13 protein-coding genes are annotated in these 15,404 nt (G+C 65.4%); 4 read left to right on the forward strand and 9 right to left on the reverse strand.

The genetic code is table 11. The annotated features are described in order from the left end of the window. Nucleotides 1-27 precede the first annotated feature (27 nt). From DFP89_RS08685 to DFP89_RS08700, 4 genes are all read right to left on the reverse strand, one after another. Entirely contained in the window at nucleotides 28-2,214 is a 2,187-nt protein-coding gene (locus DFP89_RS08685; protein ID WP_114348990.1) for a cyanophycinase, read from the reverse strand. Nucleotides 2,215-2,236: 22 nt separating this feature from the next. Further along, the gene (gene cphA, locus DFP89_RS08690) at nucleotides 2,237-4,981 is read right to left on the reverse strand and encodes a cyanophycin synthetase (RefSeq protein ID WP_114348991.1); all 2,745 of its coding nucleotides are present in this window, start codon (nucleotides 4,979-4,981) and stop codon (nucleotides 2,237-2,239) included. Nucleotides 4,982-5,091: 110 nt separating this feature from the next. After that, nucleotides 5,092-5,973 carry a universal stress protein gene (locus DFP89_RS08695; RefSeq protein ID WP_114348992.1) on the reverse strand — a complete coding sequence of 294 codons (882 nt, stop codon included), beginning with the start codon at nucleotides 5,971-5,973 and terminating at the stop codon, nucleotides 5,092-5,094. Continuing rightward, nucleotides 5,970-7,448 carry an amino acid permease gene (locus DFP89_RS08700; RefSeq protein ID WP_114348993.1) on the reverse strand — a complete coding sequence of 493 codons (1,479 nt, stop codon included), beginning with the start codon at nucleotides 7,446-7,448 and terminating at the stop codon, nucleotides 5,970-5,972. The genes DFP89_RS08695 and DFP89_RS08700 overlap by 4 nt, the downstream gene beginning before the upstream one ends. A gap of 257 nt (nucleotides 7,449-7,705) precedes the next feature. Here DFP89_RS08700 and DFP89_RS08705 point away from each other — a divergent pair, with 257 nt between their 5' ends. Continuing rightward, nucleotides 7,706-8,206 (forward strand): Lrp/AsnC family transcriptional regulator, encoded by a 501-nt coding sequence (locus DFP89_RS08705; RefSeq protein ID WP_114348994.1) that lies wholly within the window; start codon nucleotides 7,706-7,708, stop codon nucleotides 8,204-8,206. Between the two features lie 39 nt (nucleotides 8,207-8,245). On the opposite strand, the gene DFP89_RS08710 is transcribed toward DFP89_RS08705, so the two are convergent. From DFP89_RS08710 to rocF, 4 genes are all read right to left on the reverse strand, one after another. Continuing rightward, on the reverse strand, nucleotides 8,246-8,950 hold the full coding sequence (locus DFP89_RS08710; protein ID WP_114348995.1) for a GNAT family N-acetyltransferase: 705 nt from the start codon (nucleotides 8,948-8,950) through the stop codon (nucleotides 8,246-8,248). Then, nucleotides 8,947-10,074 carry an o-succinylbenzoate synthase gene (gene menC / locus DFP89_RS08715; protein WP_181870289.1) on the reverse strand — a complete coding sequence of 376 codons (1,128 nt, stop codon included), beginning with the start codon at nucleotides 10,072-10,074 and terminating at the stop codon, nucleotides 8,947-8,949. Before menC ends, DFP89_RS08710 begins: the two co-directional genes overlap by 4 nt. Nucleotides 10,075-10,138: 64 nt before the next feature. Then, on the reverse strand, nucleotides 10,139-11,188 hold the full coding sequence (locus DFP89_RS08720) for an ornithine cyclodeaminase (protein WP_114348997.1): 1,050 nt from the start codon (nucleotides 11,186-11,188) through the stop codon (nucleotides 10,139-10,141). Between the two features lie 11 nt (nucleotides 11,189-11,199). Then, a complete protein-coding gene (gene rocF / locus DFP89_RS08725) occupies nucleotides 11,200-12,126 on the reverse strand; it encodes an arginase (protein ID WP_114348998.1) in 927 nt (308 codons plus the stop codon). A 112-nt stretch (nucleotides 12,127-12,238) separates the two neighbouring features. Here rocF and DFP89_RS08730 point away from each other — a divergent pair, with 112 nt between their 5' ends. Then, nucleotides 12,239-12,682: an Lrp/AsnC family transcriptional regulator gene (locus DFP89_RS08730; RefSeq protein WP_114348999.1), complete on the forward strand. Its 444-nt coding sequence runs from the start codon at nucleotides 12,239-12,241 to the stop codon at nucleotides 12,680-12,682. 93 nt (nucleotides 12,683-12,775) lie between these two features. Here the strand turns inward: DFP89_RS08730 and aqpZ are convergent, their stop codons facing one another. Continuing rightward, nucleotides 12,776-13,462, reverse strand: a complete 687-nt coding sequence (gene aqpZ, locus DFP89_RS08735) for an aquaporin Z (RefSeq protein ID WP_114349000.1) — start codon at nucleotides 13,460-13,462, stop codon at nucleotides 12,776-12,778. Nucleotides 13,463-13,705: 243 nt separating this feature from the next. On the opposite strand from aqpZ, the gene DFP89_RS08740 reads away from it, so the two are divergent. Further along, nucleotides 13,706-14,137, forward strand: a complete 432-nt coding sequence (locus tag DFP89_RS08740) for an acyl-CoA thioesterase (protein ID WP_425452653.1) — start codon at nucleotides 13,706-13,708, stop codon at nucleotides 14,135-14,137. A gap of 143 nt (nucleotides 14,138-14,280) precedes the next feature. After that, nucleotides 14,281-15,384 carry an ABC transporter ATP-binding protein gene (locus DFP89_RS08745; RefSeq protein ID WP_114349001.1) on the forward strand — a complete coding sequence of 368 codons (1,104 nt, stop codon included), beginning with the start codon at nucleotides 14,281-14,283 and terminating at the stop codon, nucleotides 15,382-15,384. The last annotated feature ends 20 nt before the right edge of the window (nucleotides 15,385-15,404 follow it).

Here is a 15,404-nt window from a genome sequence, read left to right on the forward strand (position 1 = left end):
TCTCCTGTGATTGAAATGGCGCGGGGGTCAGCCGTGCCGGTCGCGGATGCTCTCGATATCGAGATGGCCGGTGCCATTGCCCTCGGGGCGGTAGCGCAGCGCGATATGGGCCTCGACCTGATGGCCGGGGCGGGTGTCGGTGCCGAAGCTGCCGCAGCAATCCTCGACCACTTCCTTGACCATGAGGTCCAGCATGGTGCTTGCGGCCTGCGGATCGCCCTTGCGGATGACGGTGCCGGTCTTGAGGTCGATGACATCGCCCGGCAGGGCAAAGGCCAGCTTCGTGCCCGGCGCGGTGAAGTCGTCGCCCTGCAGTTCGGTATGGATCAGGTCGATCTCGATCAGGACCGCGCCATGGGCGCCGATCACGGTCAGCTTGGTGTTGTCGTGATTGGCGATGACGCCGCTTTCCTCAAGGACGCCGATGCCGAAGCGCACGCCCTCTTCGGCGCAGGCGACGGCCAGACGGCCAAGACGGCGCGCGGAATGCAGGTTCTGGTCCAGAATGGCGGTGCCAAAGATGCCCAGCCCTTCCTGAATGACCAGCCCGCGCCGGCCCATGTCGGAGGCGATGCCAAAGCGCAGCGCCTCATAGCTGGTGCCGCCCGCGATCATGAAGCCCGACAGCGCCGAGGCCGCCCCGCTGACCGCGATCACCGTGGCGCCGGCCGCATGGGCGCGGGCGATGGCGGTCAGAACGGGCGTGATTTCGCCCCGGTGCAGCAGGGTCTCGATCAGGCGGATCTGGTTGCCGCCGGTCAGCAGGATGGTTTTCAGCCCGGCGATCTGCTCGATCAGTTCCTGATCGCGCGACAGGCGTTCGACATTGTCGATGGTGATGCCGAAATCGATCGTATCGATGCCGGCCGCCTCAAGACCGCGCATATAGGTGCGGGCCTCGGCGCGGGGATCGGCCGAGGCGGCGGCGATGATGCCGACCGGCCCCTTGGCCTGCGCCTTGATCTCGCCCATCAGCGCCGAATCCGCGCGCAGGGGCGTCGAGCCCAGCAGCATCAGCCGCGCGGCGCGGCCCGGCTTGACGCCATAGTCGCGCGCCAGCGCCGTACGGCGGTTCGCGGCCAGCTGCTTGGCGTTCAGCTTGCGCGTGCTCATGCCGGCGCGGAAATCGATGGCGGTCATGCGGAAATCGCGGTCGCGCTCGAACATCAGCGCCTGCGAGTCGGGCACGCGCGCGAATTCGACGGTAGTGGCATAGCCGGCCTTCGGCTCGATCGCGCGGGCGCGGTCGGCGGGATAGGTCTTGGCATCGCCCAGCACCAGCCGCGCCAGCAGGTCGTAAAGCGTATAGGCGCCAAAGACATTGCGCAGCGATCGCGCGGCGGCGCGATAGGCGATGTCGCGCGACCCCACCGGGCGCTTTTCCGGGCCGGGCAGGACGCGGCCCTTGGCCAGGTCGATGCTGTCGCCGTCATCGGCATAGCTGAAGGTCACGTTCTCGATGCTGTGGCGGCGCCTGTCCTGCTTGGACCCCTTGAGGTCCAGGATGAAGGCGCCGAATTCGCCGATCACATGGCCCTGCGCGCCATCGACGAACAGTGCCGTGTTCTCGTCAATGCCGAAGCCGCGCCTGACCCGGCTTTCGGCCATGGCGATCAGCAGCCGGCCAAAGCGGCCGCGCTTGATGAAATGCTGGTCCACCATGCCCCAGGGGAAAAAGCCCAGGCCCTGACCCATCAGCAGCCCCGCCTTGTCGGGGTCCGAAACGACGCCGTAGGTCGCCGCCTCAAGCGAGGTCCCGCCCGAGATCATCACCTCGGACATGATCGCCGCCCCGGCGGACGAGCCGGCAATCAGCCCGCCCGCCGCATGGGCGGCGCGGATCGCGGCCAGAACCGGGCTTTCGCCGCCTTTGGGCGCCAGTGCGTCGGTGATCAGCGCCTGATCGCCGCCGGTAAAGAAGACGCTGCCATAGTCGGCCACCTGCGCCACGATGGCGGGGTCGCGCGCGGCTTTGGCCGCATTCTCGCCATGGACGGCGGCCAGCACCACATCAAAGCCGTGGTTGCGAAACACCTCGACCGTCTCGGCGCCCACCACATCGGGTTCCGAGGAGGCCGTTGGAAACACCACGATCCGGCCGCCGGACAGGCGGTGCATTTCGGCATAGATCGCATCGTTATCGTCCTCAAGCCGGCCGCCGATGACGGCCAGCTTGGGATTGTTCCCCGCAAGGGGCACGTTTTTCACAGTCATTATCAACCTGAACGGTCAGAGGTCAGGATGCGGGCGCGATGAGCACGCCGCGATCATCCGTGACGACGGTGAAGCCGTCGGGAATGTCGAAGCTGCTGTCCTGCACCCGCCGCGCGGCGCGATCCTCTTCGGGTTCCGCCGCCTCGAAGGCAGGGGTGAAGTTGATGATCTGCTTCCACGAACGGGTGATCGCCTCGCAGAAGAACAGGATCAGGTCGTCGCGCTCGGCCATGTTCAGCGCGGCGGCCAACGCGTCCTGCTCTTCCTCGATGATGGTGATGGCGCTTTCGGGCACTCCAAGGTCGATCAGCGCGGCGCGCATCAGCCGCGGCATCTCGTCGGGGGCGCGGTTGCGCAGGTCGTCGTCGCGGTGGCAGATATAGGTGTCGAAATGCCCCGCGACCTTGGCGGCGATATCGCGCAGATCCTCGTCCCGACGGTCGCCGGGGCAGGTGACGCAGACGATGCGCTTGCCGCGCGGCCGCAGCCGGTCGACCAGATCGACCATGGCGCCGATGGCGGCCTCGTTATGGCCGTAATCCAGAATGACGCGGAAGCCGTGCTCGTCGAAGACGTTCATCCGGCCCGGCGACTGGAAGAAGGTGTTGTCGAAGGTGCGCAGCCCGGTACGGATCTGGTCCAGCGTCTTGCCAAGCGCATAGGCCATGGCGGCCGCGAACATGGCGTTCTCGACGTTGTGCAGCGCCTTGCCCTCCAGCGTCGCCGGGATCAGATGCGTCCAGATCAAGGGGATATGGGTGCCGTTGTCATAGATGACGATCTGGTCGCCATTGATCCCCTGCTCCAGCACCACCGCGCGCTTGCCAAGGCGGATATGCTCGCGCACCAGCTCGTGCTCGGGGTTGCGGGTGACGTAAAGGATGTGCTTGGCCGGCGAATAGGCGGCCATTTTCAGCGTATACTGGTTGTCGGCGTTCAGAACGACCGTGCCGCGCGTGACCTCGGCGATGACGCGCTTGACCTCGGCCAGCCCGTCCAGCGTATCGACGCCGCCCAGACCCAGATGGTCCGAGGTGACGTTCAGCACCGCGCCCACGTCGCAGAAGTTATAGCCCAGCCCCGAACGGACGATGCCGCCGCGCGCGGTTTCCAGCACGGCGATATCCACGGACGGATCGCGCAGCACCATCTTGGCCGAGACCGGCCCGGTCATGTCGCCTTTGACCGTCACGTTGCCGTCGATATAGACCGCGTCGGTCGAGGTCTGGCCGACGACATGGCCGGCCATCTTCAGCAGATGGCCCAGCATCCGGGCGCAGGTGGTCTTGCCGTTGGTGCCGGTCAGCGCGGCGATCGGCACGCGGCTCTGGCTGCCCGGCGGGAACAGCATGTCCATGATCTTGCCGCCGACGTCGCGCGGCTTGCCCTCGGAGGGGGCGATGTGCATGCGCAGGCCGGGGCCGGCGTTGATCTCGCAGATGGCGCCGCCGGTTTCGCGATAGCTGCGGGTGATGTCGGTGGTCAGGAAATCGACCGCGCCCACATCCAGCCCGATGGCGCGGATGGCGCGTTCGGCCATCAGCTTGTTGTCGGGATGGATGGTGTCGGTCACATCGACCGCCGTGCCCCCGGTCGAGATATTGGCGGTCTTGCGCAGATAGACCTCTTCGCCCTCGGGGGGGACGGTTTCGGTAGTATAGCCGCGCTCTTCCAGCAGGCGCAGGGCCTGCGCGTCCAGCTCCAGCCGGGTCAGCACGTTTTCATGGCCGACGCCGCGGCGCGGGTCCTGATTCACGATATCCACCAGCGAGGCGATGGAATGCTTGCCGTCGCCCTTGACATGGCCCGGCACGCGGCGGGCGGCGGCGGCCAGTTCGCCGTTCACCACCAGCAGGCGGTGATCGTCGCCCAGGATCATGCTTTCCACGACCACGGCGCTGCCTTCCTGATCGGCGACGGCGAATGCCGCCTCGACCCCGGCCTCATCGGTGATGTTCACGGTCACGCCGCGCCCGTGATTGCCGTCCAGCGGTTTCACCACCACCGGATAGCCGATGCGGTTCGCAGCCGAGACCGCCTCGTCGGCGTCATAGACCAGCCGCTGTTTCGGCACCGGCAGGCCCAGATCGCTGAGCAGTTGGTTGCACATGTTCTTGTCCGAGGCGATCTCGACCGCGATATGCGAGGTCTTGCTGCTCAGCGCCGCCTCGATGCGCTGCTGATACTTGCCCTGACCGACCTGAATGAGGCTCGCCTCGTTCAGGCGATACCACGGAATGTCGCGGGCCTCGGCCGCGCGCACCAGCTCCATGGCCGAGGGGCCCAGCGTGCGCTTGTCGGCAAAGCGCAGGAAGCGGTCGACGTCTTCCTCGAGATCGGCGGGGGCGTCGTCCTCGGCATTGGCGATGGCGGCCAGAAGGTCGCAGGCGACCTCGCCGGCTTCAAGGCCGATATCCTCGGAATCGAAGCTGTAGAAGACCTCGATCACGTCGCGCTCGTCGGTCGGTTCGGCCCAGGCCAGATCGCCGCGCTGACCGGCGGCGCGTTGCAGTTCCAGCGCCAGACGCGCCAGCATGTCGCCCAGGTCAAAGCGGTTCGCGGACCGCACTTCGGCCAGCCAGTCGGCGTCGCGGGCACCCGGCGCGGCCCAACCCGGCAGCACGGCCAGAAGCGGGTCCAGAACGCGCCCGCCCAGCTGGGCCAGGCGCTCGGCATAGGACGGTTTCACGTCGATGGTCAGGCGGATCAGCGGCTCTTTGGCATGGACGTTGGGACCGACATAGACCGAGGTGCCCTCGATATTCATTCGCGCTTCCTTCCTGTGTAACTTTTGAAATACGGGGCGGCCGCAAGGGCCGGTTCTGTGACTGGATCACTGCCCGACAACGGGCGCAAGCGCGTTGTCGGGCAGCCGGTTCATTCCGTGATGCGGGGGACGATCATCCGCGGGATGGGGGCGTGGCGCAGGATCTTGCCCGAATTCGAGCCGACAAAGACCCGCATCAGCGGTCCCAGGCGGCTTGAGCCGATGACCAGCAATTCGCAGGGCTTCCAGTCCAGCGCGCCGACCGCCTCTTTCCAGTTCCGCCCGTCGCCAAAGACCGAGTCGGGCAGATCGGCTCCGCGCCATCCGGCGCGGATGGCGTCATGCACGGCATTGGCCTGGGTCAGGAACTTGTTCGAGACGAGGCTTTCGACATCATAGCCCGCGCCGCTGGGATACATCTGGCGGTCGCGCACGATGAAGGTCGCCAGCCGCAGCGGCACATGGAAGCTGGCGGCGATCTCGCCGGCCTTGTGCGCCAATGCCATCGAGTCGCTTGAGCTGGCGATGGCGCAGGTGATGCGGCTCAGCTTGGCTTCCGGCGCCCGATAGCCACGCGGGGCCAGCGCCACCGGGATGCGGGCGCTGCGCAGGACCTCGGTTGCGACCGTGCCCTCCTGAAAGCGCGCCATCGGCGCCTTGCGCGACGATCCCAGCACGATGGCATCGACGCCCATTTCCTCGGCCAGAGCCAGAAGCCCGGCGCTGGCCGATTCCGCATGGCGGTGCAGAAATTCCGCCGGCACGTCCGCGGGCATCTCGGCGCGCGCCGCCGCCAGCGTCTTTTCGGCGTGGCGTTCAAGGAACTGGACATATTCCACGTCCACCATCGCGGGCGAGGGGTGGTCCCAGGTCTCGGGCAGGATCACCGCCGCGACCACGCTGCCGCCGGCCGAGCGCGCCAGCATCGCCCCCAGCCGCAGGGCCTCGCAGCCGCCCTTGTCCGCCGAATATCCGACCAGATAGCGTTTCATTCAGACAGATCCGCGTTGGCGTCCGAACCCGGCTCAAGGACCGAGTTCCGCGAGGAATAGAAGATATACATGATCCCGGCCAGAACCGCCCAGATCGCGGTCAGCTTGAACACGATCGAGGACAGGCTGGAGATCAGATACAGGCACGAGATGATGCTGAGGATCGGCAACACCGGGAAGAACGGCACCGAGAAGCCGCGCGGCGCGTCGGGCCGGCGATAACGCAGGATGATGACGCCTGCCGAAACCACGGTGAAGGCAACCAGCGTCCCCATGCTGGTCAGGTCCCACAGAACCGCCGAGGGCAGGAAGGCCGCGATCGCCGCCACCACACAGCCGACGATGATCGTGTTTGCCGTCGGCGTCAGCGTATGCGGATCGACGCGGCTGAAGATCGGCGGCAGCATGCCGTCGCGCGACATCGCGAACAGCACCCGGGTCTGGCCGTAAAGCACGACCAGCGTCACCGAAAAGACCGAGATGACCGCGCCCGCCGACAGGATGACCGAGGGGATCGACGAGCCGGTGACGTTTTGCAAGATCACCGACAGCCCGGCCTCTTGCCCCTCGAACATGCCCTGCGACTGGGCGCCCAGGGCGGCGATGGTCACCAGCAGATAGAAGCTGATGACGATGATCAGCGCATAGATGATGGCGCGCGGCAGGTTGCGGCGCGGGTTCTCGACCTCTTCGCCGGCAGTCGAGACGGCGTCCAGACCCACGAAGGTAAAGAAGATCGAGCCGGCCGCCGCACTGATCCCGGCAACGCCATGCGGCGCGAAGGGGGTGAAGTTCTCGGCCTTGAAGGCGGTCAGGGCGATGGCGATGAACAGCGCCAGCACCCCCAGCTTGATCACCACCATGATGGCATTGGCGCGCGCCGATTCCCGCGAGCCGCGGATCAGCAGCACACAGCACATGCCGACAAGGATCGCGGCCGGCAGGTTGATATAGCCGTCGCCGCCGAATTTCAGCGAATAGCCCTCGGCCACCAGCGGCGCGTGCAACAGCGCGCGCGGCAGCTCATAGCCGGTGGTAATCAGCAGAAGGTTGTGCAGATATTCGCTCCAGCCGACGGCGACGGCGCCGGCCGAGACGCCGTATTCCATCACCAGACAGGCGGCGACAAGGAACGCCAGACCCTCGCCCAGCGTTGCATAGGCATAGGAATAGCTGGAGCCCGAGACCGGGATCATCGAGCTCATTTCCGCATAGCAAAGCGCGGTCAGACCGGCCGCGAACCCGGCGATCAGGAAGGAAATCAGAACCGCAGGCCCGGCCACCGGCACCTGCTCGGCCAGCACGAAGAAAATCCCCGTGCCGATGGTTGCGCCGACACCGAACATGGTCAGCTGGAACAGCGTGATCGAGCGCTTCAGCTCGGCGCCGTGACCATGCGATTGCGACTGTGCGAGAAAGGTCTCAATCGGTTTCTTGCGCAAAAGGCGCTGCGCAAGGCTTGGCGCGCTGTTCATTCGTGACCCCCGTTTTCAGTGCTGTTTTGTGGTCGCAACGACCCTGTTAACGAAACTTTACACAGCGTGAGCGCAGAAAGTCCTTTCGAACTTGATCCGGCTTTTGGCACATGCTGCGCCCGCCACCCCCCGCCAAGGCACGAACTGCCAGCGTCGTTGCGGCCCGATCGCCGATCCCGGCGATTTTGAACAAGAATCGGCTTGCGCAATCCGTGGGTTGCGGGGCTATCTTTATAGCCACACGCCGGAGAGACGCGATGAAGGACAATGAAGGAAGCCTGACGCTGGACCAGATCGACCTGCGCATCCTTGAAAGGTTGCAGGTGGATGGCCGCATGACCAACCAGGAACTGGCCGAGGCCGTCGGCCTGTCGCCCAGCCCCTGCCTGAACCGGGTCAGACGGCTGGAAAAGGCCGGTGTCATCTCCAGCTACCAGGCCCATGTCGAGCTGACCAAGGTTTGCCGCCATGTCGACGTGATCGCTGCCGTCACCCTGCGCGACCACGGGCTGGAGGATTTCGAGGTCTTCGAGGAGATGGTCGCCGGGATGCGCTTTGTCATCGAATGCACCAAGATCAGCGGCACGATCGACTATCTGGTGCGCTTCATCTGCCCCGACATTGCCGCCTATCAGATGCTGTCGGACGAGCTGCTGAAGCTGGGGCCCAAGATCAACAACCTGTCCAGCTATATCGTGCTGAAGACCGTCAAGCCGTTCCGCGGCATGGCGCTGGAGGGACTGGTGCCGTTCCGCTGACAAGGCCGCCAAGGCCGCCATGGCTGACATCGGCGCGCCTCAGCCCAGAAGATAGGCGGCGGCGCCGCTGTCAAAGCCGGTGATGCGCTGGCCTTTGGCAAAGGCTTCGGTCAGGGCGGCGCGCAACTCCATGCGCGCTTGCAGCGCCGCAGCCGGATCGTCGCGCAAAAGCGCGTCGATATCGCGCGGGATCGCGACCTTGCTGACGGCATTCGGAGGGGGCGGGGTCCGGCCCTCGGCGCGGGCGGCGACGCCCTCGCTTTCCAGATGCCAGTCCAGCATGATCCGGTCCGAGGGCAGGCCGGCGTTGATGCCCGCCATCACCCCGTAATAGTCGTTCAGATAGCTGTCCGAGACCCCGCCCAGAGAGGCAACGTTCAACCCGGCATTGACGGCGCGCAGCGGATCATAGGTCCAGCGCACGCGGGTGATGTCGCGCGCCAGACACCATTCCCGCTGATACCATTTCAGCCGCACGCCCAGCCGCAGCCCGCGCGCCTCGGCCAGCACCGCCAGCCGGTGCGAATGCTGCACGCCCGGCGTGGCGCTGGGGAATGCAAACAGAAAGCCCAGCATTCGCCCGTCCCGAAAGGCGCCCGCGACCAGCCCGCCCTCATGCTGGATGGCCAGCATCAGGTCGGCATTGTCGGGCATGTCGTCATCGCCCCAGACCTGCCGCTGCACCTCCTCGGCCAGCTTCAGCTCGTCAAGCGAGGCGAGTTCGCGGAAAGTGACCTCGCTCATGCCCGGAAAACCTCGGTCTGGCTGGTGACGCGGTTCAGGAAATCATGGTTCAGCGTGACGCCCAAGCCGGCACCGTGGCGCGGCACTGCCATCAGCCCGTTTGCCGCCTCAAGCGGCTCATTGACGATATCGTGCCGGAAATAGCGGCTGGATGACGACGTGTCGCCCGGCTTGGTGAAATTGGGCAGCGTCGCCAGATGGATGTTCTGCGCCCGGCCGATGCCCGATTCCAGCATGCCGCCGCACCAGACCGGCACGTCAAAGGCGGCACAAAGGTCGTGGATCGCGCGGGATGCGGCAAAGCCGCCGACGCGGCCCACCTTGATGTTGATGACCCGCGCGGCATTCGCCACCAGCGCATGACGCGCATCCGTGGCCGAGCGGATGCTTTCATCCAGACAGATCGCGGTCAGCAGATGCGCCTGAACCTTCGCGTGGTCCTGAATGTCGTCGAAGGCCAAAGGCTGCTCGATATAGTCCAGCGCGAAGGCATCCATCGCCTTCAGCAGCGGCAGATCGTTCAGCCGGTAATCGGTATTGGCATCGACCGTCAGCTTGGTCTTGGGGAATTCGGCGCGCACGGCGGCCAGCAGGTCCAGATCATGGCCGCGCTTGATTTTCAGCTTGATGCGGCGATAGCCGCCCTCGACCGCCTCGCGCACGCGTTCAAGCGTGCGCGGGATATCGGCGATGCCCAGGCTGACGCCGACCTCGACCGCGTCCCGCACCCCGCCAAGCGCCGCCGAAAGCGGCAGGCCAAGCGCCTTGGCCCACAGGTCCCAGACCGCCATTTCGACCATGGCCTTGCTCATCCGGTGGCCGCGCCACGGGTCAAGGATGGCGCCCAGTTCCGCCGGGCTGGCGAAGCGCTTGCCGACGATCTGCGGCAGCAGCGCCTCGCGCAGAAAGGGCAGGGCGCCTGCTTGGGTTTCCTCAAGATAGTCGGGCAGGATGTCCATGACGCCCTCGGCATGGCCTTCCAGCCCCTCGGCCTTCAGGGTCAGCAGCGGAAAGACCTTTTCGGTCATGGTGCCGGTCGAGATGACAAAGGGCGTCAGCAAAGGCAGCCGCACGAGGCGCAGCTCGGCGGCCTCGATACGGATACCGGGGAAGAGGGGCGTCATGGGAATCTCCGGAAGGGCAGGCCCGAAGGTTGCGGCAAGGTCGCCCCCGCCACAAGGGGATGGATCAGGCGGTTTTCGCGCGCTGCACCATGCCGAACAGATCGCGCGGATCGTCGGGATCGGCGATCATGTCGAGATCCTGGAACAGGCCCGCCTGTTTCAGCTGCGAATGGACATAGCGCAGGGCCGAAAAATCCTCGACGGCAAAGCCGACGCTGTCGAACAGCGTGATCTGGCGCGCATCCTTGCGGCCCTCTGCCTGGCCGGTAATGACCTGCCACAGCTCGGTCACAGGATAGTCGGCGTCCAGCTGCTGGATCTCGCCCTCGATCCGGGTCTGGGGCGGATATTCGACAAAGATGCCCGAGCGCAGCAGGATATCCTTGTGCAGTTCGGTCTTGCCGGGGCAATCGCCGCCCACCGCGTTGATATGGACGCCGCTGCCGACCATGTTGTCGGTCAGGATGGTGGCATATTGCTTGTCGGCGGTGCAGGTGGTGATGATCTGAGCGCCCAGAATGGCGTCCTGCGAGGTCTTGCAGGGCACGACCGTCAGGCCCAGACCCTGTAGATTGCGGGCGCATTTCTCGGTCGCGGCCGGGTCGATATCGTAAAGCCGCACTTCCTCGATGCCGCAGATCGCCTTGAAGGCCAGCGCCTGGAACTCGGCCTGGGCGCCATTGCCGATCATCGCCATGACTTTTGATCCCTCGGGCGCCAGCCATTTCGCGGCCATGGCCGAGGTGGCGGCGGTGCGCAGCGCGGTCAGGATGGTCATTTCCGTCAGCATCAAGGGATAGCCCGTCGCCACATCGGCCAATAGGCCAAAGGCGGTGACGGTCTGCAACCCCTTCTTCATGTTCGAGGGATGGCCGTTGACGTATTTGAAGCCATAAGTTTCCCCGTCCGAGGTCGGCATCAGCTCGATCACGCCGACATCGGAATGGCTGGCGACGCGCGGCGTCTTGTCGAACAGCGGCCAGCGGATGAAGTCGGCCTCGATCTCATCGGCCAGGTCCTTCAGCATCGGTTCAAGCCCGATGTGATGGACAAGACGCATCATGTTCTCGACGCTGACAAAGGGGACATAGGCGGTTTGCGAGGGTTTCAGCATGATGATGATACTCAGTGGAAACTGCGGGTGGGGCGGTCGAAGACCTTCTTGCCCATGAGCGAGCCGACCAGATCGACCATCAGCTTGGCGGTGCGCCCGCGCTCATCCAGAAAGGGGTTCAGTTCGACCAGATCAAGCGAGGTCATCAGGCCGCTTTCGTGCAAGAGCTCGCAGACCAGATGCGCCTCGCGGAAGGTGGCGCCGCCGGGAACGGTGGTGCCGACAGCGGGCGCGATCGAGGGATCAAGGAAATCGACGTCCAGGCTGACATGCAAAAGGCCGTTAGCGGCGCGCACGCGGGCCAGGAATTCGCGCAGGGGGGCGACGATGCCGCGTTCGTCCAGCACGCGCATGTCGTTCATGGCGATGTCATAGCGCAGCAGGGCCTCGTGCTCGGCGGCATCGACGCTGCGGATGCCAAAGAGACAGATCCGCTCGGCCGGGATCGGCGCGGGAAAGGGCGGAAAGGCGTCAAAGCCGCTGCGCCCGGCGATATAGGCGACGGGGGTGCCGTGCAGGTTGCCGGAAACCGTGGTCATCGGGGTGTGGAAATCGCTATGCGCATCCAGCCACAGCAGGAACAGCGGCCGGCCGGCGCGGGTCGCATGCTCGGCCGCACCCGCGACCGAACCCAGCGCCAGCGAATGATCGCCCCCCAGCGTGATCGGCATGCGGCCACCGGCCAGCACCTCGGACACGCGGTGGCGCAGCACCTTGGTCCAGCCCAGTGTCTCGTCAAGCTGGTCCACGGCCGGATTGTCGCAGCTGGCATGAGGCAGCACGCCCGGCGTCAGGTCGCCCAGATCGCGGACCTCGTGGCCCAGATCGGCCAACAGCCTGTCGATCCCGGCGACGCGATAGGCGGCGGGACCCATCAGACAGCCAAGGTTGCGCTGGCCGGAATCGATAGGGGCGCCGATAAGGGAAATTCTGCTCATTCCAGTCTCCATGTCTTGCACCCCAAAATCCTGTCGGTTTGTGGTGACTTCAAGCATATCTTTGGCTAGTTTGCGCAGGAAGATGACCGAATTGGAAAGCTAAACTGCCGTTATGGACGATCTGGATACCGGATTGATCGCCGAGCTGCGCCGCGACGGGCGCGCCTCGATCTCGGAACTGGCGGAACGGCTCAAGGTCAGCCGGGCCACGGTCAGGACCCGGCTCGAGCGGCTGAAGGAGGCGGGCGAGATCGCCGGCTTCATCGTGCTGACCCGCGCCGATATTTCCGAGGCGCCGGTGCGCGGGCTGATGATGATCGGGATCGAAGGGCGCGGCGGCGACCGCATCATGGCGCGGCTGACGGGCCTGCCGGCGGTGACGGCGGTGCATTCCACCAATGGCAAATGGGACCTGATCGTCGAGCTTGCGACAGAATCACTGGCCGATCTCGACGAGGTGATCCGCCGCATCCGCAATATCGAGGGCGTGATGACCTCGGAAACCAATCTGCTCTTGTCGACGCGTCGGGCGACCAGCCGGCGCGCGCTGCCCTGAACCGGGCCAATTCTTCTTCAGAAAAATATCCTCGGGGGGTGCGGGGGGCGGAAAGCCCCCCGCCTGCGCCGGGCCGCATGGCCCGGCAATCGTTCAGTCGTTCTCGCCCACGGCTTTCCAGATCACGGCGCCGATCACCGCGCCCAGAATCGGGGCGACCCAGAACATCCACAGCTGGCCGATGGCCCAGCCGCCGGCAAACAGCGCCTGGCTGGTCGAGCGCGCCGGGTTGACCGAAGTATTGGTCACCGGGATCGAGATCAGGTGGATCAGCGTCAGACCCAGACCGATGGCGATGGGGGCAAAGCCCTTGGGCACGCGGCCATGGATCGAGCCCAGGATGATGATCAGGAAGAACGCGGTCAGCACGGTCTCGATCACGAAGCCCGACACCATCGAATAGCCGCCCGGCGAATGCTCGCCATAGCCATTGGCCGCGAAACCGCCCAGATCGACGCCGGCCTTGCCCGAGGCGACGATGTATAGCGTCGTCGCCGCCAGCACGGCGCCGACCAGTTGCGCGATGATATAGGGGACCAGCGCATTGGCGTCGGATTTGCCGGCGACGGTCAGGCCGACGGTGACGGCGGGGTTGAAATGCCCGCCCGAGATTCCACCCACGGCATAGGCCATGGTCAGCACGGTCAGGCCAAAGGCCAGCGCGACGCCGTAGAATCCGATCCCCAGTTCAGGGAAGGCGGCGGCCAGAACGGCGCTGCCGCAGCCGCCGAAGACCAGCCAGAAGGTGCCGAGTGCCTCGGCTGCAAGTCGTTTCTGCATGTTGAACAAGTTCCTCGTTCCAGTGTTCAAACGAGTGTCGGTCTTGCGGGCAGGTGCAGTCTGCGCAGCCCCCGCGCCCAAGCGGCACGCGTTGCCGACTTCGATGACGCGAAATTCGGTTTGCGTCAACTGTCGCCACGCGTCACCCGGGCGCGCGCCCGGATAGGGGGCATTGACCTGACCCGTGCGGCCCGCGCAATCTTGGTGGCAGGACCGATCGCGGCAGCTGGGGAAGGGGCCGGAATGATGCAGGACGATGACGGGTGCGACACTGATCCCGATGGCTATCCGCGCGGCCGGGCGGCGATCCGCACCACGGCGATGCCCGCCGACACCAACCCGGCGGGCGATATCTTCGGCGGCTGGCTGATGGCGCAGATGGACCTTGCCGCCGGGAATGTCGCGGCGCGGCGCGCGCGCGGGCGCTGCGCCACGGTGGCGGTCGATTCCTTTACCTTTCACCAGCCGGTCAAGGTCGGCGACGAGGTCTCGGTCTTTGCCCGCATCCTGCGCGAGGGCCGCAGCTCGATGCATCTGCATGTCGAGGCCTGGCGCCGCCTGCGCGAGGCCGAGGACCGGCAGAAGGTGACGCAGGCGACATTCGTCTTCGTGGCGCTGGACGACGAGGGGCGACCGCGGCCGCTGCCAAAACCCGAAGCCGCCGGCAAGCCCTGACATGGCCGCTTGTCGCGACTTGCCTGCCCATTCGTCGCGCCGGTTCAACCGACCAGCCGAACAAGTCAGTTGCAATCTGTGGGGGCGCCTGCTTACTCTGACCCTGCGGAACTAAGAACCATATAAAACAGGGAGCCCGCATCGTGACTGCGCAACCCGGCAACGACGCATTCGTTGTCTTCGATCACGTTCAGAAAAGCTATGACGGGCAAACCCTTGTCGTCAAAGACCTGAACCTTTCCATCGGCAAGGGCGAGTTTCTGACCATGCTGGGGCCGTCTGGCTCGGGCAAGACCACCTGCCTGATGATGCTGGCCGGATTCGAGACCGCAACCCATGGCGAGATCCTGCTGGACGGCAAGAATATCAACGACGTTCCCCCGCACAAGCGCGGCATCGGCATGGTGTTTCAGAACTATGCGCTGTTCCCGCATATGACGGTGGGTGAAAACCTGTCCTTCCCGCTGGAAGTGCGCGGCATGTCCAAATCCGAGCGCGAGGAACGCGTCACCCGCGCCCTTGACATGGTGCAGATGGGCAAGTTCAAGAACCGCCGCCCTGCCCAGCTTTCGGGCGGTCAGCAGCAGCGGATCGCGTTGGCCCGGGCGCTGGTCTTCGACCCCAAGCTGGTCCTGATGGACGAGCCCCTGGGGGCGCTGGACAAGCAGCTGCGCGAGCATATGCAGTTCGAGATCAAGGCCCTGCATGACCGCCTTGGCATCACCGTGGTCTATGTCACCCATGACCAGGGCGAGGCGCTGACCATGTCGGACCGCATCGCCGTCTTCAACGATGGCCGCATCCAGCAGCTGGCGCCGCCGCCGTCGCTCTATGAGCAGCCCGAAAACAGCTTCGTCGCCGGGTTCATCGGTGAAAACAACGCCCTGCGCGGCACCATCCAGGAACTGCAGGGCGACAAGGCGCTGGTGCGCCTGACCAATGGCGAACTGATCGACGCCACCGCCGTCAATATCCGCGAGCGCGGGCAGGAAACGACGGTCTCGATCCGCCCGGAACGGGTCGAGTTCAAGCCTGAGTTGATGCCCAGGGATGCCCATACGATCGAGGCCAAGGTCCGCGACGTGGTTTATATGGGCGACATCCTGCGGGCGCGGCTCTGCGTCGCCGGGCAGGACGATTTCGTGATGAAATATCGCAATACTCTGGGGCAGGTGAAACTGTCCCCCGGGCAAAGCATCCGTATCGGCTGGCACCCCGAGGATGCGCGCGCCCTTGATCCGGTCTGATCCGGTTCAGTTTTCGACCA

The organism is Paracoccus lutimaris (genome assembly GCF_003337565.1).
GTDB classification, from domain to species: domain Bacteria; phylum Pseudomonadota; class Alphaproteobacteria; order Rhodobacterales; family Rhodobacteraceae; genus Paracoccus; species Paracoccus lutimaris.

Coding starts and splice junctions, on each gene's coding strand:
- DFP89_RS08685 (WP_114348990.1), bottom strand. CDS start 2,214: ATGACTGTGAAAAACGTGCCCCTTGCGGGGAACAATCCCAAGCTGGCC.
- menC (WP_181870289.1), bottom strand. CDS start 10,074: ATGACGCCCCTCTTCCCCGGTATCCGTATCGAGGCCGCCGAGCTGCGC.
- cphA (WP_114348991.1), bottom strand. CDS start 4,981: ATGAATATCGAGGGCACCTCGGTCTATGTCGGTCCCAACGTCCATGCC.
- DFP89_RS08710 (WP_114348995.1), bottom strand. CDS start 8,950: ATGAGCGAGGTCACTTTCCGCGAACTCGCCTCGCTTGACGAGCTGAAG.
- DFP89_RS08700 (WP_114348993.1), bottom strand. CDS start 7,448: ATGAACAGCGCGCCAAGCCTTGCGCAGCGCCTTTTGCGCAAGAAACCG.
- DFP89_RS08730 (WP_114348999.1), top strand. CDS start 12,239: ATGGACGATCTGGATACCGGATTGATCGCCGAGCTGCGCCGCGACGGG.
- DFP89_RS08740 (WP_425452653.1), top strand. CDS start 13,706: ATGATGCAGGACGATGACGGGTGCGACACTGATCCCGATGGCTATCCG.
- aqpZ (WP_114349000.1), bottom strand. CDS start 13,462: ATGCAGAAACGACTTGCAGCCGAGGCACTCGGCACCTTCTGGCTGGTC.
- DFP89_RS08705 (WP_114348994.1), top strand. CDS start 7,706: ATGAAGGACAATGAAGGAAGCCTGACGCTGGACCAGATCGACCTGCGC.
- DFP89_RS08695 (WP_114348992.1), bottom strand. CDS start 5,973: ATGAAACGCTATCTGGTCGGATATTCGGCGGACAAGGGCGGCTGCGAG.
- DFP89_RS08720 (WP_114348997.1), bottom strand. CDS start 11,188: ATGCTGAAACCCTCGCAAACCGCCTATGTCCCCTTTGTCAGCGTCGAG.
- rocF (WP_114348998.1), bottom strand. CDS start 12,126: ATGAGCAGAATTTCCCTTATCGGCGCCCCTATCGATTCCGGCCAGCGC.